Origin of the sequence: Arthrobacter celericrescens, from assembly GCF_003614925.1 — a bacterium.
Classification (GTDB): domain Bacteria; phylum Actinomycetota; class Actinomycetes; order Actinomycetales; family Micrococcaceae; genus Arthrobacter; species Arthrobacter celericrescens.
Genome location: NZ_QYLP01000022.1, coordinates 1 through 23690, shown reverse-complemented (window position 1 = coordinate 23690; position 23690 = coordinate 1). Strand labels below are relative to the sequence as shown.

General features: G+C 67.1%; 18 protein-coding genes and 2 tRNA genes. 6 read left to right on the top strand and 14 right to left on the bottom strand.

Features of this window, described 5'->3' with window-relative positions:
• Nucleotide 1: 1 nt before the first annotated feature.
• The 3 genes from D3654_RS04870 to D3654_RS04860 all read right to left on the bottom strand — a co-directional run bounded on the left by D3654_RS04870 (nt 2) and on the right by D3654_RS04860 (nt 1176).
• A complete protein-coding gene (locus D3654_RS04870) occupies nt 2-604 on the bottom strand; it encodes a hypothetical protein (protein WP_162943617.1) in 603 nt (200 codons plus the stop codon).
• Nucleotides 605-903: 299 nt separating this feature from the next.
• A tRNA-Glu gene (locus tag D3654_RS04865) sits at nt 904-976 on the bottom strand.
• A gap of 128 nt (nt 977-1104) precedes the next feature.
• Nucleotides 1105-1176, bottom strand: a tRNA-Gln gene (locus tag D3654_RS04860).
• 313 nt (nt 1177-1489) lie between these two features.
• Between D3654_RS04860 and D3654_RS04855 the strand changes: the two genes are divergently transcribed.
• Complete coding sequence (locus D3654_RS04855; RefSeq protein WP_245413091.1) at nt 1490-2950, top strand: hypothetical protein; 1461 nt, start codon at nt 1490-1492, stop codon at nt 2948-2950.
• A gap of 73 nt (nt 2951-3023) precedes the next feature.
• Here D3654_RS04855 and D3654_RS04850 read toward each other — a convergent pair whose 3' ends face one another.
• The 3 genes from D3654_RS04850 to D3654_RS04840 form a co-directional block, all read right to left on the bottom strand.
• The gene (locus tag D3654_RS04850) at nt 3024-3770 is read right to left on the bottom strand and encodes an HAD family hydrolase (protein ID WP_120520400.1); all 747 of its coding nucleotides are present in this window, start codon (nt 3768-3770) and stop codon (nt 3024-3026) included.
• A 7-nt stretch (nt 3771-3777) separates the two neighbouring features.
• Complete coding sequence (gene gltX / locus D3654_RS04845; protein WP_120520399.1) at nt 3778-5292, bottom strand: glutamate--tRNA ligase; 1515 nt, start codon at nt 5290-5292, stop codon at nt 3778-3780.
• Between the two features lie 68 nt (nt 5293-5360).
• Entirely contained in the window at nt 5361-6137 is a 777-nt protein-coding gene (locus tag D3654_RS04840; protein ID WP_120520398.1) for a fumarylacetoacetate hydrolase family protein, read from the bottom strand.
• Between the two features lie 491 nt (nt 6138-6628).
• On the opposite strand from D3654_RS04840, the gene D3654_RS04835 reads away from it, so the two are divergent.
• A complete protein-coding gene (locus D3654_RS04835) occupies nt 6629-7132 on the top strand; it encodes a hypothetical protein (RefSeq protein WP_120520397.1) in 504 nt (167 codons plus the stop codon).
• Nucleotides 7133-7166: 34 nt separating this feature from the next.
• Here D3654_RS04835 and D3654_RS04830 read toward each other — a convergent pair whose 3' ends face one another.
• The 4 genes from D3654_RS04830 to D3654_RS04815 all read right to left on the bottom strand — a co-directional run bounded on the left by D3654_RS04830 (nt 7167) and on the right by D3654_RS04815 (nt 10806).
• Nucleotides 7167-7949, bottom strand: a complete 783-nt coding sequence (locus tag D3654_RS04830; protein ID WP_120520396.1) for an MBL fold metallo-hydrolase — start codon at nt 7947-7949, stop codon at nt 7167-7169.
• Nucleotides 7950-7990: 41 nt separating this feature from the next.
• The gene (locus tag D3654_RS04825) at nt 7991-8365 is read right to left on the bottom strand and encodes a DUF1304 family protein (RefSeq protein WP_120520437.1); all 375 of its coding nucleotides are present in this window, start codon (nt 8363-8365) and stop codon (nt 7991-7993) included.
• A gap of 129 nt (nt 8366-8494) precedes the next feature.
• A complete protein-coding gene (locus D3654_RS04820; protein WP_120520395.1) occupies nt 8495-9607 on the bottom strand; it encodes a branched-chain amino acid aminotransferase in 1113 nt (370 codons plus the stop codon).
• A 146-nt stretch (nt 9608-9753) separates the two neighbouring features.
• Nucleotides 9754-10806: a 3-isopropylmalate dehydrogenase gene (locus tag D3654_RS04815; RefSeq protein WP_120520394.1), complete on the bottom strand. Its 1053-nt coding sequence runs from the start codon at nt 10804-10806 to the stop codon at nt 9754-9756.
• A gap of 135 nt (nt 10807-10941) precedes the next feature.
• Between D3654_RS04815 and D3654_RS04810 the strand changes: the two genes are divergently transcribed.
• The 4 genes from D3654_RS04810 (at nt 10942) to D3654_RS04795 (ending at nt 16261) form a co-directional block, all read left to right on the top strand.
• Nucleotides 10942-12144: a sensor histidine kinase gene (locus D3654_RS04810; RefSeq protein ID WP_120520393.1), complete on the top strand. Its 1203-nt coding sequence runs from the start codon at nt 10942-10944 to the stop codon at nt 12142-12144.
• A 3-nt stretch (nt 12145-12147) separates the two neighbouring features.
• Complete coding sequence (locus tag D3654_RS04805) at nt 12148-12846, top strand: response regulator (protein ID WP_205571733.1); 699 nt, start codon at nt 12148-12150, stop codon at nt 12844-12846.
• Between the two features lie 119 nt (nt 12847-12965).
• A complete protein-coding gene (locus D3654_RS04800; protein ID WP_120520392.1) occupies nt 12966-13742 on the top strand; it encodes an ABC transporter ATP-binding protein in 777 nt (258 codons plus the stop codon).
• A 2-nt stretch (nt 13743-13744) separates the two neighbouring features.
• The gene (locus D3654_RS04795; protein WP_120520391.1) at nt 13745-16261 is read left to right on the top strand and encodes an ABC transporter permease; all 2517 of its coding nucleotides are present in this window, start codon (nt 13745-13747) and stop codon (nt 16259-16261) included.
• Nucleotides 16262-16333: 72 nt separating this feature from the next.
• Here D3654_RS04795 and metG read toward each other — a convergent pair whose 3' ends face one another.
• The 4 genes from metG to serA all read right to left on the bottom strand — a co-directional run bounded on the left by metG (nt 16334) and on the right by serA (nt 23449).
• Nucleotides 16334-17893: a methionine--tRNA ligase gene (metG, locus tag D3654_RS04790; RefSeq protein WP_120520390.1), complete on the bottom strand. Its 1560-nt coding sequence runs from the start codon at nt 17891-17893 to the stop codon at nt 16334-16336.
• A gap of 91 nt (nt 17894-17984) precedes the next feature.
• Nucleotides 17985-18752, bottom strand: a complete 768-nt coding sequence (locus D3654_RS04785) for an ABC transporter ATP-binding protein (RefSeq protein ID WP_205571732.1) — start codon at nt 18750-18752, stop codon at nt 17985-17987.
• Nucleotides 18749-21544 (bottom strand): ABC transporter permease, encoded by a 2796-nt coding sequence (locus D3654_RS04780; protein WP_120520389.1) that lies wholly within the window; start codon nt 21542-21544, stop codon nt 18749-18751. Before D3654_RS04780 ends, D3654_RS04785 begins: the two co-directional genes overlap by 4 nt.
• 309 nt (nt 21545-21853) lie before the next feature.
• Nucleotides 21854-23449: a phosphoglycerate dehydrogenase gene (serA, locus tag D3654_RS04775; protein WP_120520388.1), complete on the bottom strand. Its 1596-nt coding sequence runs from the start codon at nt 23447-23449 to the stop codon at nt 21854-21856.
• Nucleotides 23450-23690 lie beyond the last annotated feature (241 nt).

Here is a 23690-nt window from a genome sequence, read left to right as displayed (position 1 = left end):
GTCAGATTCCGCCTTCGTTTGTCGGTGCGTACGGAGCTTTGGCAAACCGAAGCGCTATCTGGAATATTGCGCGCCGAGGAGCTCCCTCAGGCACGCTGCTCCCGGAGTGTTCGGAGGGGAAGATTTCCGTGCCGATTTCCCTAAGCATGTTTGTGAAATATCCGTCGGGTGTTCCGTTTTCAATAAAGAGCACCGGTACCTGGCGTTTCCTGCTCCACGGCAGGAGCCTGCGGATGGTGTCGGCGGCTGCTCCACCCGCGGCGTCCTCCGCGCCGAACCACGGTCCGTCCTGGAACGCGGAGCGATGGATGACGATCATCCGGGGCTGCCCGGCATCGACGGAATTGACCAACGTCGATGGCAGGAGCGGCATGACGGAGTACGACTTTTCAAGCTCGTCATACAGTTCGTCGTGAACAATCGTGGCGACCTTGAGCCTAGGGTGCTGCGGAGACGCAGAGTGGTATCCGATCCGGAGCATGTCGGCAAGCTTGATCTTCGCGTCGTTCGGCGGCGGCGGCGTCGATGACCGTCCCCTGGTGGCAAGCAACCGCTCAACACTGCCAATGCCCAGGTCGAGTTCTTTCTTTTCAACCATGCTCACGCGTTCTCCCCAGTAGATTTCCCGACCAGTGCACCGTCGGCCTTCCGCGTTCGAGCACGATGTGTATGTTACAAGATCTCCGTGTACCACGTTCAAAACCGTGACAATCCCGAACTTCTTGGACGTTCGGCGCCAATGCCGGATTCTTTGACTTTTATCTGCCTGCCCGAAGTAGTAAAGCGGCCATGCGCCCGGGATCAAACCAATACACAGGAACGGCAAACAGGGCAGGAATCCAATCCCGGTATTTGCCGAAATTGAAAAACGGCCCCGGGCAAATGCCCGGAGCCGTTTCATTGTGACCCCAGCGGGATTCGAACCCGCGTTACCGCCGTGAGAGGGCGGCGTACTAGGCCGCTATACGATGGGGCCAAGCACTTTTCTGATTGCGTTTCCCGCAATCAAGCTGAATCATTATTTCATACATTCAGCTTCGTTCCAAATCGGCGAACCGATCGAAACTTCCGGAACAACCTCGTTTTACCTCGGTTTATCCAGAGCTGGGATACCAGGACTCGAACCTAGAATGACGGTACCAGAAACCGTAGTGTTGCCAATTACACCATATCCCACTGGCGCTTTCGGACCGGATCCGAAGGCTTCAACCTTCCGCTCCGTGCCCCTCAGCACGAGTAATTACTTTACCCGAGACTCCCGGCGCGCACAAATCGGCAGGCGACTGCCATCCAGGAGCCCCGGGGAGCCCGATTGGGCGCCCGCGAAAACCCTTGATCCAGCGCCGGGGTTAAGTTTACTCTCGGTAAGTTACCGATCGGTAATGAGCATCCGATGGCCCCTCACGGACCTGGGCCGGATGCCAACCAAAGCCACATGGGGGTCTTTGCCTGCAGCGTCGCAGGCATGGAGACGTCGAGAGGAAAGCCTTTGACTCGTAACCTCAGCCAGACCCTGCCACGAAGCCGTGGCCGGAACATCGTCATCTGCATCCTTGTCCTGCTCCTCGTTGCCTTCGCCGCCTTCTACGCGATGGTGACCGGCAAGATCACTGCGGGCGCCGAACGGCTCAATGCCGGCGCCGGCCAAGCCTCCGCAGGTGCGGTCCAACTCAAGGACGGCGCCGCGAAGCTGGCCCGCGGCGCCGGTGAGGCCGAAGAAGGTGCCGGAAAGCTCGCGGCAGGGGCATCGACAATCCAGTCCGGCATAGAAGGCAAACTGGTGCCGGGCGCCGCGAAACTGAACGAGGGCGCCGGGAAACTGGCACGCGGCGCCCTCAAGATCCAGAATGACGTGCAGGCGAAGCTGGCCCCCGGCGTCTACAAAGTGGACGACGGCGCCCAACGGCTTGCCGCGGCCGCGCGCCAGCTCTCCGCTGCCCTTACCCCCAGCAGCACCGGAGACGCCGGGAACAACCTCGCCGACGGCGCCACCCGGCTGAGCAGCGGGGCGGCCCGGATCGAGGACGGGGCTGCCCGGCTGGACGACGGCGCGCGCCGGCTGGATGAGGGTGCGGCACGGCTCGCCGCCGGCACCGTCCAGCTCAGGGGCTATCGCGGCGCCAACAACGACCCAGCCGAGGGAACCGGTACCGCGGCCCTGGCACAGGGCCTCCAGAAGCTTGCCGACGCCGCGAACGGCGCCCAGGGGATGGTGCCCCTCGGCCTTCTGAAGGAACAGATCAATGCCCTGAACGCCGGAGCCCAGCGCCTGGACAGCGGCGCTGCCCTCTTGCAGGCCGGTGCCGCGAGCCTGGAATCAGGGGCGTCACAGCTGCATGCGGGCACCACGCAGCTCGCCGGCGGGAGCGGCGAACTGGATGCCGGTTCCCGGAAGCTGACCGCCGGTTTCGCCACCCTGGCAGGCAAGCTCAACAGCGAAGACCCGGCAGCTCCCGGACTGGTGCTGGGAACGCGGCAACTGGCTGAGGGGACGGCGAAGATCAGGACCGGCATGGACGGCGTGCCCGGGAATCCGGAACGTCCGGGACTGCTGAAGGCCACGGCCGGCATGACGGACGGAACTGCCCGCTTGGCGGAGGGAAGCAGGGCCTTGGTCTCCGGCATCACGGGCGATCGCGGGGATCCGGCCAGCCCCGGCCTGCTCGGCGGGTCCAGTGCACTGGCCGCCGGCGCCGCGAAGCTTTCGGACGGCAGCACCCGCCTCGCGTCGGGCTCGGAACAGCTCTCGGACGGTGCCGCGAAGCTCGCGGAGGGCAACGGCAGGATCGCCGCAGGAACGGCAGAGCTGCACCGCGGCGCGGCAGCGGTGTCGCCGTCGTCGATGGCTGACAGCTCACGAACGGCCACGGCGCTCGGAGTTGTCGGCACCTTGGGTGCCGGATCCATCGGCGCGTTCGTGGTCTTGCGGCGCCGCCGGAGCACCCCTTGACCCGGAGCATCTTCTGAACGTGATCCGGACGCAGAAGAGGGCCGCCCTTGGGTAGGGCGGCCCTCTGTGCTGGCTAGGCCAGCAGCCTCGCCAGCGAATCGATCTCCCGGCCGGCAAAGCCTTCCGCGGTTTCCCCGACCCGGTTGAGCCAGATCCCGCGCAGGCCCGCGGCGGTGGCGCCGTCGGCGTCGAGCAGTCGGTTGTCCCCCACGTACAGGGTCTCTTCCGGGCGGGTGCCCAGGAGGCGGACCCCCTCAAGGTAGATCGCGGGATCCGGCTTCGGGACGCCGACGGTGTCGGTTCCCACCAGCACCGAAATCCGGGACAGGCCCGCGCTGTCCAGCTTCACCCGCTGGTAATCGTGCACATTGTTGCTCACGGCCCCGTAGGGAATCCCGGCGGCGTCGAGCGCGTCCAGGACGGGAACGACGTCGTCGAAAGCGCGCACATAGCTCGGCTGCAGGCGGGCATACTCCGTGACCCAGGCGTGCGATTCCTCGCCATCGGCGAGTTCGACGCCGAAGTGCCCCAGTGCCGCCCGTCCCCGGAGCAGGCGCTGCTCGTTGAAGGTCAGCTCGCCGGCCAGGTACCGGTCATAGATGTGCGTCGTCTCGTGCGTGAAGATCCGCCCGAACTTCTCCCACCCGGCCGTGTCCATGCCGGGCAGGAGGTGTTCGCTGACTTCGCGCAGCGCCGTGGTCAACGCGTACTCGAGATCCACCAGGGTGTCGTCGATGTCGAAAAGGACGCCCCGGACGGTTCCGAATGTACCGGTGTCGAATACGCCCGTTGTGGAGGGATGTGCTGCTGCGCTGGCCATGCTGCTCCTAGCCGCGGAAGGCGCGCAGGCGGGCGAGGGAGGAGCCCTTGCCCAGGATGACCATGGATTCGAACAACGGCGGGGAGACCCGGCGTCCGGAGATTCCCGTGCGCACCGGTCCGAAGGCCAGGCGCGGCTTGATGCCGAGGTCCTCCACGAGGGCCTGCTTCAGCGCGGTCTGGATGTTGTCGGCGTTCCAGTCGTCGATGGGCTCCAGCGCGGCCAGGGCCGCGTCGAGGACTTCGCCGAGGTTCTCCGGCAGCCCCTTGCGGGCGTCGTCGGCGACGTCGACGGCGTCGTCGGACTTGAAGAGGAAGGCGAGCATTTCCGGGGCCTCGCCCAACAGGGTGATGCGTTCCTGGACCAGCGGCGCGGCTTCGGTGAGGATCTCCTCCTGGCGGTCGGTGAGGATCTCCCCCACCAGGCCGGCGTCGCGCAGGTACGGCACCAGGCGCTCACGGAAGTCTTCGGCGGAAAGCATGCGCACATGGGTTCCGTTGATGGCTTCTGCCTTCTTCAGGTCGAAGCGGGCCGGGTTGCCCAGCACGTCGTGGATGTCGAAGTGCTCCACGAGCTGCTCCACCGTGAAGATGTCCTCGTCGGCGGACAGCGACCAGCCCAGCAGGGACAGGTAGTTGAGCAGGCCTTCACGGATGAAGCCGCGTTCGCGGTGCAGGAACAGGCTGGACTCGGGGTCGCGCTTGGAGAGCTTCTTGTTGCCCTGGCCCATGACGTAGGGCAGGTGGCCGAACTCCGGCATGTACTCGGCGACGCCGATGGCGTACAGGGCGCGGTAGAGCGCGATCTGGCGCGGCGTGGAGCTCAGCAGGTCTTCGCCGCGGAGCACATGGGTGATGCCCATGAGGGCGTCGTCCACGGGGTTGACCAGGGTGTATAGCGGGGCGCCGTTGGCGCGCACGACGGCGAAGTCCGGCACGGAGCCGGCCTTGAAGGTGATGTCGCCGCGCACGAGGTCGGTGAAGGTGAGGTCCTCGTCCGGCATGCGCAGGCGCAGCACGGGTTCGCGGCCCTCGGCCTTGTACTGGGCGAGCTGCTCTTCGGTGATGTGCCGGTCGAAGCCGTCGTAGCCGAGCTTGGGATCGCGGCCGGCGGCGCGGTGGCGGGCCTCGATTTCCTCGGGGGTGGAGTAGGACTCGTAGATGTGTCCGCCGGCTTTCAGCTTGGCGATGACGTCCTGGTAGATGCCGCTGCGCTGGGACTGGCGGTAGGGCTCGTGCGGGCCTCCGACCTCGACGCCTTCGTCCCAGTTGATGCCGAGCCACTTCAGGGCCTCCAGCAGCTGGTGGTAGCTTTCCTCGCTGTCGCGGGCGGCGTCCGTGTCTTCGATGCGGAAGACCAGGGTGCCCTTGGTGTGCCGCGCGTAGGCCCAGTTAAACAGGGCGGTACGGATCAGGCCGACGTGCGGGGTTCCGGTGGGCGACGGGCAGAAGCGGACGCGGACCGGGGTTTCGGCGGTGACGGCAGGAATGGCGGCAGAGTTCGACGCGGGAGCAGTAGTCATAGTGCTTCCAACTTTACCGCCTGCACGCGCGGCGCCCGGACGGAATCCGGGCGTCGCGCGCCTCACACTCAGCGGCGGACGACGGGGTTGGACAGGCGTCCGATGCCTTCGATTTCGATCTCGTAGCGGTCGCCTTCGCTGACCAGCCCGACGCCGGCCGGCGTACCGGTCATGATGACGTCACCGGGAAGCAGGGTGAAGGCCTGCGACACGATCGAAACGAGTTCGCGCACGCTGCGGATCATGTCCTTGGTATTGCCGTCCTGGCGGAGCTCGCCGTTGAGCCAGCCCTTGACGTCGACGTCCTCGGGATCGAGTTCGGTCTCGATCCAGGGTCCCAGCGGGGCGGAGGTGTCGAAGCCCTTGGCACGGGCCCACTGTAGGTCGGTCTTCTGGACATCGCGGGCGGTGAGGTCGTTGCCGCAGGTGTAGCCGAAGATCACGTCGTCCACGCGCTCTTCCGGCACGTCCTTGCAGATGCGGCCGATGACCACGCAGAGCTCGGCCTCGAATGAAACCTGCTCGGAGAACTCGGGCAGCACCACCGGATCGCCGGGACCCACGACGGCGGTGTTCGGCTTGAGGAACAGCAGCGGCTGGGCGGGGACCTCGTTGCCGAGTTCGGCCGCGTGCTCGGCGTAGTTGCGGCCGACGCCGATCACCTTGCTGCGGGGAATGATGGGGGCCAGCAGCCGCACGTCCTCCAGCTTGTGCTTCACGGAGGTGCGTTCTACGCCGTTGAAGAAGGGGTCGCCGTGGATGACAGTGACGGTTTCACTGCCGGGCTCCCCCTCCACGACGCCGTACATGGGATCAGAATCAACAACAAACCGGGCGATACGCATGCCCCCAAGCCTACCGTCGCAGGTAGCAGCACATGGACTTGGCTGCGCGACGTCAGAATGTCAGGGTCCATTCATACAATCTGAGAAAGCCGCCGACAGCAAATCTACCCTGGAGGAAATGTTCTATGTGGGATGTATCTACGACTGCTCATCTCAACCAAATTGACATCGGTGATCTTCAGAGGAAGATACATGCTTTCCGGAAGCTGCCTTTCCAACACTTGGATCGCAAGACCGTTGCAACCGAACTATTGAATGTCTTGACATTCGGCCCGGAGCAGCGCGCGATTTTGGCGCCTCAGATACGCACTTATCCGGAGGATACGGATTTCTATCGCGTGCGTCGTCTTTCCGATGACGATCATGTCCTTCCACTACGAGGAATGCGGACACCTGCCGACGCCTGGGAGCCGCCAGCAAGCCTAGTCACGCAGCAGCGACTCAACCTCGCGGGAGAGCCACTACTGTACACATCTCCATTGAATCCTCTTGTGGCTATTGCCGAGGCAAAGATACCTCCCGGTCGTCTATTTGCGCTCATTCGCTACAAGTCAACTGCCCCCATCAACGTGGCGATGATCGGAGACGAGCCAAGCCAAGCAGGCCTTACAAAGGACCAGCATTTGAAGCTAACTATGCTCATGAACTTCTTGGAACACGAGTTCACTAGAGACGTTGGCATCGGAACCGAGTACCTCTATCTAGCGTCCGAGATCATTGCCAAAGACTACTTCGACCTGCCACCAGAGGTTCAGGACGCATGGTGTTACCCCTCCGTAGCATCTAGGCCGGCAGTAAACGTGGCGTTTCGACCGGCTCTTGCACGTGCCAAGATTTCGTTGCGCGGAGTCGCGCTTGCCCGGACGGTCCCATCCCAAGAGGGGTATCGCCTAAAAGGCATTGCGTTCTCAGATGCGAAAGACGGACCGGAGGGATTCCGGTGGCACACTCACGGAACGGCCGTGCAGGCGAGCATATTTCCTGAGTTTCTATAGGTTCCAGCCGCAGCCCAGTCATCCTCGAGTCGGCCTACCGTCGCAGGTAGTCCAGCTGCGCCGCCACCGAGTTCTCGGCAGCGCGCCGCACGGAGGGATCGACGTCGGGATACACGGCGTCGGTGACCGCCGTGACGCCGGCGTCCGCCCCGAGTCCGGCAAGGGCGGCGCGGATCTGGTCCAGGCGCATGAGCCGGTGGGCGCGGTATTCGCGGCAGACCGCGTCGGTGGCCGGCAGCACCGGTCCGTGCGCGGGCAACAGGGTGGCGGGGCCGAGGGCCTCGAGGACATCCAGGCTGGTGAGGTAGTCCCCCAGCCGGCCGTCCGGATAATCCAGCACGGTGGTCCCCCGTCCCAGGATGGTGTCTCCGGTCAGCACGGACCCGTGCGGTCCGTCCGCGGGGAGGTGGAAGCACAGCGAATCGGAGGTGTGGCCGGGGGTGGCGAGGACCCGGATATCCGTACCGCCCGCGTGCAGCATTTCGCCGCCGCGCAAATGCTCGCCGCCGTGGCAGTGCCGGGGGTCGGCGGCGCGGACCGGCGCGCCGGTGAGTTCGTGGAAGCGGGCCGCGGCCTCGGTGTGGTCCGGGTGCCGGTGGGTGATGAGCACCAGTTCCACTGCCCCTGCGCCGGCCAGGGCCGCCAGGTGTCCTTCGTCCAGGGGGCCGGGATCCACCACCACGGTGCCTGCCGCGCCGGGAGCCGCGATCACGTAGGAGTTGGTGCCCTCCAGGCTCATCGGCCCCGGATTGGGCGCCAGGCGGTATCGGGTGAGGCTGCTGCTCTGCACGAACTGGGAATCGTTGTCCGGAGTCATGGTCCTATCTTGGCATCCGCACTCCGGGCGCGGGCCGGCCGTTACAGCAGGAGAAGGACTGCGATGACGAGCGGCAGGAGGCTCTGGCCGATGCCGCTGACCCACAGGCGCCGCTCTGACACCACCAGCACGATGCCCAGGATGACATGGGCCACGCACGCGAACAGCAGCACGGCGTGGCCGGCCTGATGGTTGGCCCCGCCCAGCAGCAGCGCCCCGATGATCGCCCCAACGCCCCACACCATGTTGTAGAAGCCCAGGTTCACGGTCCACAAGCGCACGGCGGCCGTGTCCTTGGGTTCGATCAGGAAGATTGAATGGAAGCGCTGGTTCCGGAAGAAGAACGATTCGAGGACGCCGACCACGATCAGCACGGCGCCGAGAACCACGCCCAGTATCTGGATTGTCCCGGTCATGCCCATATTGTGCCCGCGCCGGTGGCGCCCGGACAGGGGGCGGTCCGGAAAACCACGGTTAACTCCCGACGGCGGCCCGCCCACCTGGGTGGGCAGACCGCCGTCGGGCGCTTGGATAAGGAAGAACGGCTAGGCGAGGCGGGTCAGCCAGCCGTGCTTGTCCTCGACGGTGCCGGTCTGGATGCCGAGGATCTGCTCGCGGATGGCCATGGTGACCTCGCCGGCCGTGGCATCCTCGGAACCGATGAACTCGGTTTCGTCCTTCAGCACGCCGATCGGGGTGATGACGGCGGCGGTGCCGCAGGCGAAGACCTCGGCGATCTCGCCGGAGGCCACGCCGTCGCGCCATTCGGCGAGGGTGACCTTGCGTTCGGCGACCTCGCGGCCCATGTCCTTGGCGACCTGGATGATCGAGGAGCGGGTGACGCCCTCGAGGATGGTGCCGGTCAGGGCCGGGGTGGCCAGGGAGCCGTCCTTCATGACGAAGAAGACGTTCATGCCGCCGAGTTCTTCGATGGCGTCGTCGTTGAAGTGGTCCAGGAAGAGCACCTGCTTGCAGCCGTGGGCTTCGGCTTCCTGCTGGGCGATCAGGGAGGCGGCGTAGTTGCCGCCGCACTTGGCCGCACCGGTTCCGCCGCGGCCGGCGCGGGCGTATTCGCGGGAGATCCAGATGGACACCGGCTTGAGTTCGCCGCCGAAATAGTTGCCGGCGGGCGAAGCGATCACGCGGAAGGAGACTTCACGGGCTGCCCGGACGCCGAGGAAGGCCTCGGTGGCGATCATGAAGGGCCGCAGGTAGAGGGATTCGCCGTCGCCGGAGGGAACCCAGTCCTTGTCCGCCTGTACGAGCTCCCGGATGGCGCCGAGGAAGTATTCCTCGGGCAGCTCCGGCAGGGCCAGGCGGTGCGCGGACTGGTTCAGGCGGGCGGCGTTGCGCTCGGGACGGAAGGTCCAGACCGAACCGTCGGCGTGGCGGTACGCCTTCAGGCCTTCGAAGATCTCCTGGCCGTAGTGCAGCACCGCGGCCGAAGGATCGAGGGAGATGGGGCCGTACGGCTCAAGCCGCGCGTTCTGCCAGCCGCCTTTGCCTTCAGCGTCGACCTTGTAGTCGACGACCGCGGTGTGGTCGGTGAAGTGGTCGCCAAAGCCTGGGTTCGCCAGGATGGCCGCACGCTCTTCAGCAGATTTCGGGTTCGCCGAGAACTGCTGGCTGAATTCGACGCCATGGGCAGTCTGAGTCATGGTTCCTCCACTATCGGCTACCGGCCGACGCGAACCCCATCCCGGGAAAAACCGTCCCCGGAGAGCATGGTTCAACGGCGGACCACGGCAGCAAGTATGTAATTCAAGTCAAGCTTACGCCCCGCCGCGGGGCGCAAGTGTCCGCCTCAGAGCGCGGCCAGGATGGCATCGCCGATGGCGGCGGTGCTGCGCTGTTCGCCGGTGCGGGACTCGACGTCGGAGACCACTGCGGTCTCGATCCGGCCGGCCGCGTCGGCGTATCCGAGGTGGTCCAGCAGCAGCGCCGCGGAGAGGATGGCCGCGGTGGGGTCTGCCTTTTGCTGGCCGGCGATGTCCGGTGCTGATCCGTGCACCGGTTCGAACATGGACGGTGCCGTGCGGTCCATGTTGATGTTGCCGGAGGCGGCCAGGCCGATGCCGCCGGTAACGGCAGCGGCGAGGTCGGTGATGATGTCGCCGAACAGGTTGTCCGTAACGATCACATCGAAGCGCGCCGGGTCGGTGACCAGGAAGATCATGGCGGCGTCGATGTGCAGGTAGTCGTGGGTGACTTCGGGGAATTCCTGGGCCACGGCCTCGACCGTGCGCTTCCACAAGTGGCCTGCGTAGACAAGGACGTTGTGCTTGTGGACGAGGGTGACGTGCTTGCGCGGGCGTGCGCTGGCACGGCGGAAGGCATCGCGGACCACGCGCTCCACGCCGTGCGCGGTGTTGAGCGAAACCTCGGTGGCGACTTCGTGCGGGGTTCCGCCGCGCAGGGTGCCGCCGTTGCCGACGTAGGGGCCTTCGGTGCCTTCACGGACCACGATAAAGTCGATGTTCCCCGGGTTTGCCAGGGGGCTGCCCACCGTGCCGTACAGTCGGGAGGGCCGCAGGTTCACGTAGTGGTCCAGGCTGAAGCGCAGCTTGAGCAGCATCTCGCGTTCGATGATGCCCGAGGGGATGCGGGTGTCCCCCGGTGCCGCTCCGACGGCACCGAAGAGGATGGCGTCGTGGCCGCGGAGCTTCTCAAGGGTCTCATCCGGCAGGGTTTCGCCGGTCTCCAGCCAATGCTGGGCGCCGAGCTTGTACTCGGTACGCTCAAGGGTGATGCCTTCGCTGGCAACAACCTTTTCCAGGACCTTGACGGCCTCGGCGATCACTTCGGGGCCGATGCCGTCGCCGGGGATGACTGCGAGATTAATGGACCGTGCGTTCATTCCACCAGCGTGCCAATGCATCCACATTCTGGTCAAAAACGTCTCATTATTCGAACGGCTGGATGCCAGGCGGCAATGCTCCTGTCAGACCACGGCATGATGTGGGCGAAATCCGGCGGCGGATAGAGTGCATGGGTGGACAGACGGCATGCACTCTATAACTGGTTCCGGCGCAACCCCTTCAAGGTGGACGTCGCCGCAGCGGTGGTGCTGGTGCTCATGTTCGGGCCTGTCTATTTCTACGCCGGGCGTCCGCTGCTCGCCCTCCTCTCCTGCGCGCTCCTGGCGCCGCTCGCCTGGCGGCGGTCCCGCCCGGTGCCAGCTGCCGCCGTCGTCGTCCTGATCTGCCTGGTCCAGTGGGCGCTGGCGGTCCAGCCGGTGGCCGGGCAGGTCGCCGTACCGCTGATCATCTACGCGGTGGCCGCCTACGGTCCCGTATGGGCCAGCCGCTCGGTGCTGGTGCTGGGCCTGGTGGGGGCGATCATGCTGACCACCCGGTACTACCCCGGCAGTGCAGAGTCCGGCATCCAGGACCTGACGGTCGGCGCAACCTACACGGTGTTGGTCTGGATGCTCGTCCTGGTCAGCTGGACCCTGGGCGACCTCACCCGTGTACGCCGCCTGCAGCTGCAGGCCCTCGAGGACCGCAACCGCAGGCTGGAAATCGAACAGCAGCAGGAGCGCCAGCTCGCCGCCGCGGACGAGCGTTCCCACATCGCCAGGGAAATGCACGACATCGTGGCGCACTCGCTCGCGGTGATCATCACCCAGGCCGACGGCGCCCGCTACGCCGCCGCCGCGAAGCCAGAACTGGCCACCGAGGCCCTGGCCACCATCGCCGGCACCGGCCGGAACTCCCTTGCCGAGATGCGGCGGCTGCTGGGGGTACTGCGCTCCGATGAGGCGGCCAGCACCCGGCCGCAGCCGAGCCTCGCCGAGCTGGACGAACTCTTCCTGGGCTTCCGCGCCGCGGGCCTGACCCTGTCCTTCGAACAGGGCGGCGGCCAGTTCGGCCAGGCCGGGTCGTCACGGCACCGGCTGCCGCCGGGTGCCGAACTCACGGCCTACCGCGTCATCCAGGAGTCGCTCACCAATGTCATCAAGCACGCCGGCCCCCGGGCCCGGGCGGCGGTGAACCTGCAGTGGCAGGGCCGCGGCCTGCAGATCGACGTGCACGACGACGGCCGGGGAGCTGCCGCCGACCCCGGCCAGGGCGGCGGCAACGGGTTGCGCGGGATGGCCGAGCGGATCGCCCTCTACGATGGATCCTTGGACGCCGGCCCGGCCAGCGGCGGCGGTTTCCGGGTGTCCGCCTTCATTCCCTACTCGGAGTCCTGAACCATGACTGAAACGGCCGGAACCATCCGGGTGGCCCTCGTTGACGACCAGCAGCTGGTGCGCTCGGGCTTCGGCATGCTGATCAATTCGCAGCCGGACCTTGAGGTGGTGGCCGAGGCCGGCAACGGCTTCGACGCCGTGCGGGCCCTGGCGAGCACTGCCGCGGACGTGGTGCTGATGGACGTGCGGATGCCGGGCATGGACGGGATCGAAGCCACCCGCAGGATCCTGGAAATGCCTGCAGGTCAGTCAGCCGGACCGAAGATCGTGGTGCTCACCACCTTCGACCTTGACGAGTACGCCCTGGCCGCGATCGAGGCCGGCGCCAGCGGCTTCCTGCTCAAGGACGCACCGCCGGAAGAACTCCTCGAGGCCATCCGCACGGTCCACCGCGGCGATGCCGTGATCGCCCCGTCCACCACGCGCCGGCTCCTGGACCATGTGGCTCCCCTGCTGCGCGCCCGGACACCCGAGCAGAACGGCCACGCGGCCGCCGTCGAACGCCTGACCGCACGCGAGCGCGAGGTGTTCGAGCTGATCGCGCAGGGCCGCTCCAACCCGGAAATCGCCGGCGACCTCTTCCTGTCCGAGGCCACCGTGAAGACCCATGTGGGGCACATCCTGGCCAAGCTCGAAGCCCGGGACCGGGTGCAGGTGGTGGTGATCGCCTACGAAACGGGCGTGGTCTCGCCCGGCAACTGAGGCCCACCTTCAGGCTTGCTTCGGTGCAGGCCGGCTCAGACCACGGTATGAGTGCCGGGCACCGGGAATGGCCCCGCGGCCCGATCCGCCGGGGTGCCAGCCGAAAATAGCGTGGAAGCATGACAACTTTCGCGCCCTTTCCCCACCCTTCCGGTTCCTCCGCCGCTTCCGCGGCGCCCGCCGTTGAAGCTACCAATCTCAGCAAGCACTACGGCAGGGCCGACGCCCAGGTCACAGCGCTCGACGGCGTCAGCGTCGCCTTCGAGGCCGGCCGCTTCACGGCCATCATGGGCCCGTCCGGCTCCGGCAAGTCCACACTGATGCACTGCCTCGCGGGCCTCGACACCCCCGATGCGGGCAGGATCGTGCTGGGCGGCACGGAGATCTCGGCCCTTAACGACAAGCAGCTGACGGCCCTGCGCCGCGAACGCATCGGCTTCGTGTTCCAGGCGTTCAACCTGGTTCCCACACTCACCGCCGAACAGAACATCACTTTGCCCCTGGCCCTTGCCGGCAGCGCGGCGGACCCGGCCTGGTTCGATTATGTGGTGGGCACCCTGGGCCTGAAGGACCGGCTCACCCACCGCCCGCATGAACTCTCCGGCGGCCAGCAGCAGCGCGTTGCCGTCGCCCGGGCCCTCCTCACCCGGCCGGACGTGGTGTTCGGCGACGAACCCACCGGCAACCTCGACTCCAAGGCCGGCGCCGAGGTCCTGGCGATGTTGCGCCGCAGCAGCCAGGAACTGGGCCAGACCATCATCATGGTCACCCACGATCCGGTGGCCGCCAGCTACGCCGACCGTGTGGTGCTCATGAACGACGGCCACCTCGTCGGGGAAATCGACGACCCCACCGCCGGTTCCGTCCTCGCCGCGCTGGGCAAGCTGGGGGCGTAGACATGATGCGCGTTTCCCTCTCACAGCTCACCACGCAGTTCAGACGGTTCCTGGCGATCGGGCTGGCCGTGATGCTCGCCGTCGCCTTCCTATCCGCCACTCTGATGGTCAGCGCCAGCACACAGGCGTCCCTGGGCGCCAGCGTCGGCGAGGCCTACCGGAAGGCCCAGCTGGTGGTCACGCCGGCTGAAGGCAAGGAACTCTCCCGCAAGGCGGTCGACGCCGCTGCCTCGGCTCCCGCCGTCAAGGACAGTTACGCCGAACGCTACGCGACCGTCACGGTCGACGACGGCGGCGAGCAGATCGCGCGGGTCCGGAACCTGGCGCCCGCGGCCATGGAGCCCTCAGTGCTGTTGTCCGGCCGCTACCCTGCCGCCGCGGACGAAGTAGCCGTCGATTCGAAGACCGCCGAACGCCTGAAGCTCAGCGCGGGCAGCGAACTGACCGTGGGCAACGCCGGCACCGCGGAACGGGGCGGCAAACCCGCCGGCCGCACCTTCGCCATCACCGGCCTGCTGCAACCGAGCAACGATCCTTTCGCCGCCCCGTTCCCGCAGCTGCTCGCGACGGATGCCACAGTGGGCGCCCTCGCATCCGACAGCGAAGGCCCTGACGCTGAAGGCTTCGCCACGCTGCAGCTCCGGCTCAAGGACGGCCAGGACCAGGCCGCGGCCAAGGACTACCTCGCCCAGCGGCTGCACGCCTCCGGTGCCGGGGACGCCACGGTCCAGACCGCCGAGGAAAAGGTGACGGCCGCCGTCGCGCAGATGAGCGGCGGGCAGGACCAGCTCACCATCATCCTGCTGGCGTTCGCCGGGGTGGCGATCGTTGTCTCCACGCTGGTGGTGGCGAATACCTTCTCGGTCCTGGTGGCCCAGCGTACGCGGGAACTGGCGCTGCTGCGCTGCCTCGGCGCCGGCAAGGCCCAGATCCGGTCCTCCGTGCTGTTCGAAGCCGCAGTCCTTGGCTTCGTGTCCTCCATCCTCGGCGTGCTGGCAGGCATGGGCCTGATGTCCGCCCTCATCGCCTGGGCCCGGACCACCCCGGAACAGGCGTTCGCCACCCTGGCCGTGCCGCCGTCGGCAATCATCGCCGGGCTCGTGGCCGGAACGCTGCTCACCGTGGTTGCCGCGCTCCTTCCCGCAAAGGCCGCGACGGCGGTGGCGCCTCTCGCGGCGCTGCGCCCCGCGGACGATGCGAGCCTGCGCAACAAGCGCGGCCGGCTGCGGCTGTGGCTGGGCCTGGCCATCCTGGCGGTCAGCGTTCCGCTGCTGGTTCTTGGCGCCATGTTCAACCTGCTGATGGTCGCCATGCCGGCCGGCGCCCTGTCGTTCGTAGGCGTGCTGCTCTGCGCCAGCCTGTTCATTCCGCCGGCTGTTGCGGCCGCGGGCAAGCTGGCGGCTCCGGCGGGGGTCCCGGGACGACTTGCCGCCGTCAACGCGGTGCGCAACCCGGCGCGGACCTCGGCCACTGCCTCGGCGCTGCTGATCGGCGTCACCCTGGTGACCATGATGATGACCGGCGCCGCGACCTCCCGGCAGGCTTTCGACGCCATGCTCGCCGAGAACTACCCGGTGGACCTGGCCGTGCGGATCGACGGCATGCCTGCCGACAACGCCTCGGCGCTCCGCAAGGTCGAAGGGCTAGACGGCGTGGACGCCGCGGTGCTGCTGCAGGCCGCGGGCACCATCACGGCACCGGGAACCCAGGCGGACGGCTGGCCCGTGTTCGCCATCAGCTCCGGAGATGCCGCGGCCGTGCTGCGCGACCCGGCACTGCGCCCGCAGGAAGGCACCGTGTACCTGCCCGAGCTCCTGAAGCTTCCGCAGCTCACCGTCACGGGCCCCGGCGGGAAGGCCAGCTTCCACGGCACCACCCTCCGCACCGGCAACATCGATCCTTTGATGAACAGCGCTTCCGCGGCGCCCCTGTTGGGAAGCGGTACCGGCGGGGCCGGCGATCCGCTGCCTGGCGCGGCCTGGCTCAAGCTGGATACGGCGCTGTCCGCCGAACAGATCCAAATGATCCAGCGGGAAGCAGCGGCCGCTTTCGGCGTGCCGGTGCACAACGTCAGCGGCGCCGCCGTGGAACGCGTGGTGTTCAACAGCATCATCGACGTCCTCCTGCTGGTGGTGACCGCCCTGCTGGGCATCGCCGTCGTGATCGCCTTGATCGGCGTGGCGAACACGCTGTCCCTGTCCGTCCTGGAGCGGACCCGGGAGAACTCGCTGTTGCGGGCTCTGGGCCTGACCCGCGGCCAGTTGCGCGGCATGCTCGCCCTGGAAGCCGTGCTGGTGGCCGGCGTCGCGGCCGTGCTGGGTTCGGCACTCGGCATCGCCTACGGCTGGCTTGGCGCGAAGTCGGCGCTGGGACCGGTGGCTAACGTCATTCCCGTGGTGCCGTGGACGCAGCTGCTGTGCGTGTTCGCCGTGGCGGTCGTGGCAGGACTGCTTGCCTCGGTCCTGCCGGCCCGCCGGGCAGCGCGGCTCTCGCCGGTGCAGGGCCTCGCCACCACGTGAGCCTCCGATGAAAAGATCCCCTCGTTCCCGGTCATCTTCCGGGAAGGAGGGGTTCTTCGCGTTGCTTGCTGCCTAGGCGTCTGCGGGCTCTTCGTAGCGCGGGAAGACCGGGGCGGGGGCGGGAAGTTCCGTCCCGGCGACGATCGGGGTGCCGATGGCGGCGAACTGGCGGGCCTCGCCTTCGGGCTGGCCGAGCACCTCAAGGAGCTTCGCCGACGAGGCCGGCATGACCGGCTGGGCGAGGATCGCCACGATCCGGACCACCTCGAGGGTGACGTAGAGGACCGTGTTCATGCGTGCGGTGTCGGTCTTGCGCAGCACCCAGGGGGCCTGCTCGGCGAAGTAGGCGTTGGTGTCGCCCAGCACGCCCCAGATCGCTTCGAGGGCGCGGGAGAATTCCTGCTTCTCGAAGGCGGCACGGGCGGTGTCCAGCAGCGCCCCTGCCTTCTCCAGCAGCGCGGTGTCCTCGGCGGTGAATTCGCCGGGGACGGGCACCTTGCCCTCGCAGTTCTTTGCCACCATGGACAGCGAACGCTGCGCCAGGTTGCCGAAATTGTTGGCGAGGTCCGCGTTCATGCGGCCCACGATCGCCTCGTGGTTGTAGCTGCCATCGGCGCCGAAGGGCACTTCGCGCAGGAAGAAGAAACGCATCTGGTCCACGCCGTACTGGGCGATGAAGTCGGCCGGGGCCACCACGTTGCCCAGGGACTTGGACATCTTCACGCCGTTGTTCTGCAGGAAGCCGTGGATCATGACGCGCTTGGGCAGTTCCAGCCCGGCGCTCATCAGGAAGGCGGGCCAGTAGATCGCGTGGAAGCGGGAGATGTCCTTGCCGATCACGTGCACGTCGGCCGGCCAGAACTTCCTGAACGACTCGGAGTCAACGTCCGGGTAGCCGGCACCGGTGAGGTAGTTGGTGAGGGCGTCCACCCAGACGTACATGACGTGCTTGGGGTCGCCGGGCACCGGCACGCCCCAGTCGAAGGTGGTGCGGCTGATGGACAGGTCCTCGAGGCCGCGCTTGACGAAGCTGATGACCTCGTTGAAGCGGTAGCCGGGGGCGCCGAACTCGGGCTGGGCCTCGTACAGGGCCAGCAGCTTGTCCTGGTAGGCGGACAGCCGGAAGAAGTAGCTCTCCTCGGCGGTCCAGGTGACCTCGGTGTCCGTCTCTTTCGAGTAGCGCACGCCGTCGTCCTTGACGACCGTCTCGTCCTCGCCGTAGTAGGCCTCGTCGCGGACGGAGTACCAGCCTTCGTACTTGGACAGGTAGATGTCGCCGTTGGCTTCCATCTTCTTCCAAATGGCCTGGCTCGCCGCGTAGTGGTCGGCGTCCGTGGTGCGGATGAAGCGGTCGTAGGAGCTGCCCACCAGGTCGTGGACTTCGCGGAACGCGGCGGAGTTGCGGTCCACCAGTTCCTTGGCCGTGATGCCTTCCTTGTCAGCGGTCTGCTGGACCTTGAGCCCGTGCTCGTCCGTCCCCGACATGTAGAACACCTCGTGGCCGTCCAGGCGCTTGAAGCGCGCCATGGCATCAGCAGCAACGAACTCGTAGGCGTGCCCGATGTGCGGGGCGCCGTTGGGGTAGCTGATGGCCGTGGTGATGTAGAACGGGGGCTTTTCTGCGGGGCTCACTCTAGAAAGGTACCTTTTTTCGGTGACGGCTGGGGTTCGGCGACGGCCGCCCCGGGCAGGGCGGCCGTCAGGGTCAATCAGTTCAGCTCAGTCAGTTCAGCTCAGTCAGGGTGTCGCTGAGGCGCACGAGCTCGTGGTCGTGCGAGGCGACCAGCACGGCGATGCCGTCGGTGCTGGTGTCCTTGAGGATGCCGATGATCTTGTTGGCGGAGGCGCGGTCCAGGCTGGCGGTGGGTTCGTCCACCACCAGGACGCGGGTGCCCAGGATCAGGGCCCGGGCGATCGCCACGCGCTGCCGTTCACCGCCGGAGAGCTGCGCCGGGCGGTGCCGCATGCGCCGGCCCAAGCCAACCAGGTCCAGCAGGTCCTTCGCCATCTCGGTGCGCTGTTCCACCTCGCCGTCGGGCACGGCCGGGAGGAGCACGTTCTCCAGGGCGCTCATGCCGTCGATCAGGGCGCCGCCCTGGTCCACGTAGCCGATCAGCGCACGTCGGCGGTCGGCGATCTCGTCGTCGCCCATGGTTTCCAAGGACTGGCCCTCCCACAGCACGCGGCCCGCCGTCGGAAGGGTCAGGCCGGCGCCGACGGTGAGGATGCTGGTCTTGCCGGAGCCGCTTCGGCCGGCGACGCAGTGCATCTCGCCGGCGTGCAGGGTCAGCGAGAAGTCCTCGACGACGGTGACGGGCTCGGCGCCGCCCTTGTCACCGCCGTAGCGGATGGTGATCCGGTTCAGTTCCAGGGGCGTGGCGTGGTCCGCCGACTTGACGATGGTGTTGGCACGGGTCTGCAGCGGATCCCCGGCGGATACCTGGACGGTGTCGAACGCCGTTTGCGGATCGTTGTGGAGATTCTCAGTCATTTGACCACTTTCGTTGCAATGGGAATCCAGCAGATGACGGCCAGCAAGCCGGCCAGGGCCGCCCACAGGGCGGCATAGGGGGCAAGGATGAGGCCCAGGGCAAGGGCCCCGACGACGCCGAGGATCACGGCCACCGTTCCCACGAGGGCGTTCTCGAAGAAGCGCACGTGGCCGAGCATGTCGGGGTTCCAGCCCATGGCTTCGAGGGTGGACAGGTACTGGCGCTTGGCCTGCAGTTCGAAGCGGGCGGTCACCAGCGTCAGGAGCAGGCCCACCAACACGCCCGTGACCGCCATGATCACGCTGGGCAGGGCGACGCTCGCGGCGGCGAGGCCGCTGAGCGCGCTGGCGCCGGCGGCCCGCGGAATGTCGATCAGCAGCGCGATGAGGGCGCCGACGGCGGCACCGAACACGCCGACCGCCACGGCCAGTGCCGCGGAGTTGAAGCGGTTGGTGACCACCTGCCGGTAGGCGAAAGACAGGGCGGAGTCGACCGGCAGCAGGCGCTCGTCGTGCTGCGGTTCCTGGTCCACCTCGTGGCGGTGGCGCAGCATGAGGGCGGCGATGTAGGCGGCTGCGCAGTAGATGACCAGGACCGAGACGGACACGATCACGGTGGCGAGGTTCCAGCTCAGCAGGCTCAGCGCCAGTCCGGCGACGGCCAGCACGGTAGCGCCGATGCCGAATTCCTCAAGCACCCAGCGGCGGATCCTGCCCTGCGTCCAGCCCATGGCCCGCAGGATGCCGGCCTGGCTGCGGCGCTGTCGGATGTAGCTGACGGTGGAGGCCGCGGTCAGCAGGGTGGCGCCGCAGAGGGTCAGGAACAGCAGGGTGATGTTGGTGCCGGTCAAGGACCCGGACACGGCGTCGGCGGCGTCCTGGCGGACCCAGGACTGGGCGACGGTGCCGAGGGCGGATTCCTTGCCGGCGTCGTCCTTGGAGTATCCCGGGACGAAGATGCTGACGTCTTCACGGGCGGAACCGGCCACGACGGTGGCTTCCAGGCCCATCTCGCGGATCTCGGCGGCGAGCTTCTCCACCTCCGGCTGGGCCTGCTTCCAGTTGCCCGAAGCGTCGGCCCGGACACGGACGGCGTCGATAACGTCGGCGTTGCTGTCATAGCCGCGGGCGGCGGCCAGGCCGTAGTAGTCGGTGATGGCACCGGCGGACTGGCTGACGAGGCCGGTGGCGCTCAGGGACGGCTTGAGGCCCTTGTCGGCATCCTTGCCGCCGGCGTCCTTTTCGAGCGTCATCGGTGCGGGGTCGTAACCGCCGAGGGGCAGCTTGTTGACGTCGCCCGCCGCGGCCTGGACCTCGGCGGGGTCGAAGGTGCCGTAGACCATCGGAAGCGGGGTGGCCGGGGTGTTCCCGGTGGCGAGGCTGTCACGGTAGGAGCGCTCGTCGGCCGGCTGGCGCTGTGTCTGGTCCACGGGCTCACCGCGCAGGGACTTCTCCGGGAGGCGGTTCACGGTGACCCACTCCCCCGGCGTCGCGGACTTGTTGAGCGAGCCGTTGGCGGCGGTTTCGCCGTCCTTGTACTTGGGGGCGGCGGCGAAGTCGGTGCTCCACTGCGCGGGCTGGTACAGGCCTTGGCTGAAGTTGCCGGTGTTGCCCAGGAGCTGGCTGTGGTCAGTGGAACCCGGCCATGCCAGGGTGAACGGCGAGCGGGAAACGAACGGCAGGTAGTCCTTGTCGAGGGACCGCGAAACGGTGCCGACATCCTTGACGACGTTGCCGGCGTCGTCGACTTCCTCGATCTTGACCGAGTACTTCAGGTCCAGGGAGGTGCCCTTGCGGACGATCAGCGGGATCGCCTGGGAGTCATCGGTGAGCTGGCCGGCTAGCTTGGCCTGCTGGTACTGGGTCATCAGGGGCGCCCAGTACTTGAGCTTGACACCGAGGAAGTCCGGGCCTTCCTCAAGCTCCTGCTCGGTGGGGGCCTTCGTGAACAGCTCTTCGAAGTAGCGGCCGATCGCACCGGCGTTGCGGGCATCTGCCGGCGGTGCCTTTTCGAGCGGTGCCAGGAAGTCGCCGGCGGTGCCCAGCAGGGCGCGTTCGGAGGCGGGGTCGACGGCGACGACGGACTCGGTCACTTCCGGCGCCATGGGCAGGGAGACCGAGAGGTTGAACAGGTTGTGGTCGGAGCCGCCGGCCGGGGACGGGAACTTGATGCCGGTTTCACCGTCCGGGCCGGTGATGCGGATGCTCTTGCCGCCAGCGGTGGTTTCTTCGACGACCTTCGCCTTGCCGAGGGTGCCTTCGGCGCTGGTCTTGAAGAGGGTCTGTTCGGACACGCCGTCGGAGCTGACCGCGGTGGCGGTGAGTCGGTATTTCGTGGCATTCTCCGGCAGCACGGACTCGGGTGCGGGCCACTTCTTGGCATCCGTGCCCGTGGGGTCACCGGCGGTTGCTCCACCGGCCAGGCCGGAGTTGTAGCCGAGGTAGTCCATGGCGTCCAGCTTCGGCGCCTCCAGATTCTGGATGACGCGGGAGACGAGGCTGATCGGGGCAGCCACCGACGTGCCCGACAGGGCACGGATCTTCTCCAGCTGCTCGAAGCTGATTCCGCCCTGTCCGGTGGCGATTTCCGGCTGGATCATCGCCTTTCCATCCTTGGAACCCTTGGCCTGGACGAGGATGTCGTACAGGCCCCGGGAATTTTCGTCCACGGTGCGGTTGAGGGCCGCCTGGGATTGGCTTTGGATGAAGACGGACATGCACATGGCGACGATCAAGATGGCCGAAGTCAACAGGAGCACTCGGCTTCTGATGAACCTCTGGACGGCGTTCATTCGGCTCTCCCTGAGACCTGGATTGCGGGCGCACACACGCAGGGGCAGTGCGCAGCAGGCAGCGTTGTCCTGCGTTTGGTTTGCGAAAAGTAGTGGCCGGCCTGCCGCCGGATCCGAAAGACGGACCAAGCCATTGTATGCAGACCGGCCACTGCTGCGCGCCAAAGCCGCTTGGCTCCGGCGCGTACCCCATGTTTCCCAGTACTAGCGGATGGGTCCCGGGCCGGCCGTGGCCGGCCCGGGACCCTCGCGGCTTAGCGACTAAACCGCTCCCAAGCCTCGCTGCGCTCGGCGTGGGACCCTCGCGGCTTAGTCTTCCAGGTCCACTTCGCGGACCATGTCGGCGCCGATGCCGGCCTTGATCGCGTCAAGGACCTGCTGCGGGACCGAGCTGTCGATGGTCAGCAGGGCGAGGACCTGGCCGCCTTCGGACTGGCGGGCAACCTGCATGCCGCCGATGTTGATGTTGTTCATGCCCAGGATGTGGCCGATGGTGCCGATGACGCCCGGGCGGTCCTGGTAGGCGACCACCACGAGGTGCTCGGTGATCGGGATTTCGACGTCGTAGCCGTTGACACCGACGAGCTTCTCGACCTGCTTGGGCCCGGTCAGGGTACCGGCCACGGAGATCTGGGAACCGTCGCTCAGGGCGCCGCGCAGGGTCAGGACGTTGCGGTAGTCCTCGGCGTCCGCCGTCGTGATCAAGCGGGTGTTGATGCCGCGCTGCTCGGCGATCACCGGGGCGTTGACGTAGGAGACCTGCTCGGTGACGACGTCCGCGAAGACGCCCTTCAGGGCGGCCAGCTCGAGGACCTTGACGTCCAGGCTGGAGATTTCGCCGGCCACCTCTACGTCGATCTGGGTCAGGGAATCGTGGGTCAGGGCGGTGAAGATGCGGCCGAGCTTTTCGATCAGCGGGATGCCCGGGCGGACGTCGGGGGCGATGACGCCGCCGGCGACGTTCACGGCGTCGGGGACCAGCTCGCCGGCGAGGGCAAGGCGGACCGACTTGGCCACGGACACGCCGGCCTTCTCCTGGGCTTCATCGGTGGAGGCACCCAGGTGCGGGGTGACCACAACGTTGTCCAGTTCGAAGAACGGCAGGTCGGTGCTGGGCTCCTTGGAGAAGACGTCGACGCCGGCGCCGGCGATCTGGCCTTCCTTCAGGGCGATGTAAAGGGCTTCTTCGTCCACCAGGCCGCCGCGGGCGACATTGATGACGTACGCGGATTCCTTCATCTTGCGGAACGCGTCGGCGCCGAGCATGCCCACGGTCTCGGGGGTCTTGGGCATGTGGATGGTGATGAAGTCGGCGTTCTCCAGCAGTTCGTCGAGGGTGACGAGCTTGACGCCGAGCTGGGCGGCGCGGGCGGAGGTGATGTAGGGGTCGTACGCCAGGATCTCGGTGTCGAAGCCCTGCAGGCGGGCGGCCACGAGGGCGCCGATGCGGCCGAGGCCGATGATGCCGATCTTCTTCTCGAAGAGTTCGATGCCGGTGTACTTGGAGCGCTTCCACTCGCCGCCCTTGAGCGCGGCGCTGGCCTGCGGGATGTGGCGGGCCAGGCTGAGGATGTGGCCCACGGTGAGTTCCGCGGCGGAGACGATGTTCGACGTCGGGGCGTTGACCACCATGACACCGGCCTGGGTGGCGGACTTGATGTCGACGTTGTCGAGGCCGACGCCTGCGCGGGCGATCACCTTGAGGTTCTTGGCGGCGGCAACCGCTTCCGCGTCCACCTGGGTTGCCGAGCGGACCAGGATGGCGTCGACGTCGGCGATGGCCGGCAGCAGCGCGGCCCTGTCAGAACCGTCGACCTGGCGGATTTCGAAGTCGGGGCCGAGTGCCTCGATCGTTGCGGGCGAAAGTTCCTCGGCGATGAGGACGACGGGCTTCGTGTCTGACACGGGGTGGCACCTTACTTTGGACAGGACTGTGGACAAGGAGCGGATGCGTGGCCCGGACCTGAGAACCGGACCCCGCCCAGAATATCGTTCCCCGACGGCGTTTCCGGCGCCCGGGGTCGATGTTACGCACGCCTTGGGCTGCTTGTGAACAAACTCACGCCGGGCCGGGCGCCGCGCGGAAGCTGCGGCAAACAAAGACGCCCGCCCGGCCTGATGGCCGGGCGGGCGCCTCACGCTGGCC

Excerpts from the sequence above, each read along its gene's own strand:
- D3654_RS04825 (WP_120520437.1), bottom strand. The coding sequence starts at position 8,365 with ATGACCGGGACAATCCAGATACTGGGCGTGGTTCTCGGCGCCGTGCTG.
- D3654_RS04815 (WP_120520394.1), bottom strand. The coding sequence starts at position 10,806 with ATGAACGCACGGTCCATTAATCTCGCAGTCATCCCCGGCGACGGCATC.
- D3654_RS04800 (WP_120520392.1), top strand. The coding sequence starts at position 12,966 with ATGACAACTTTCGCGCCCTTTCCCCACCCTTCCGGTTCCTCCGCCGCT.
- D3654_RS04850 (WP_120520400.1), bottom strand. The coding sequence starts at position 3,770 with ATGGCCAGCGCAGCAGCACATCCCTCCACAACGGGCGTATTCGACACC.
- gltX (WP_120520399.1), bottom strand. The coding sequence starts at position 5,292 with ATGACTACTGCTCCCGCGTCGAACTCTGCCGCCATTCCTGCCGTCACC.
- D3654_RS04805 (WP_205571733.1), top strand. The coding sequence starts at position 12,148 with ATGACTGAAACGGCCGGAACCATCCGGGTGGCCCTCGTTGACGACCAG.
- D3654_RS04785 (WP_205571732.1), bottom strand. The coding sequence starts at position 18,752 with ATGACTGAGAATCTCCACAACGATCCGCAAACGGCGTTCGACACCGTC.
- D3654_RS04840 (WP_120520398.1), bottom strand. The coding sequence starts at position 6,137 with ATGCGTATCGCCCGGTTTGTTGTTGATTCTGATCCCATGTACGGCGTC.
- D3654_RS04795 (WP_120520391.1), top strand. The coding sequence starts at position 13,745 with ATGATGCGCGTTTCCCTCTCACAGCTCACCACGCAGTTCAGACGGTTC.
- D3654_RS04830 (WP_120520396.1), bottom strand. The coding sequence starts at position 7,949 with ATGACTCCGGACAACGATTCCCAGTTCGTGCAGAGCAGCAGCCTCACC.
- D3654_RS04820 (WP_120520395.1), bottom strand. The coding sequence starts at position 9,607 with ATGACTCAGACTGCCCATGGCGTCGAATTCAGCCAGCAGTTCTCGGCG.
- D3654_RS04780 (WP_120520389.1), bottom strand. The coding sequence starts at position 21,544 with ATGAACGCCGTCCAGAGGTTCATCAGAAGCCGAGTGCTCCTGTTGACT.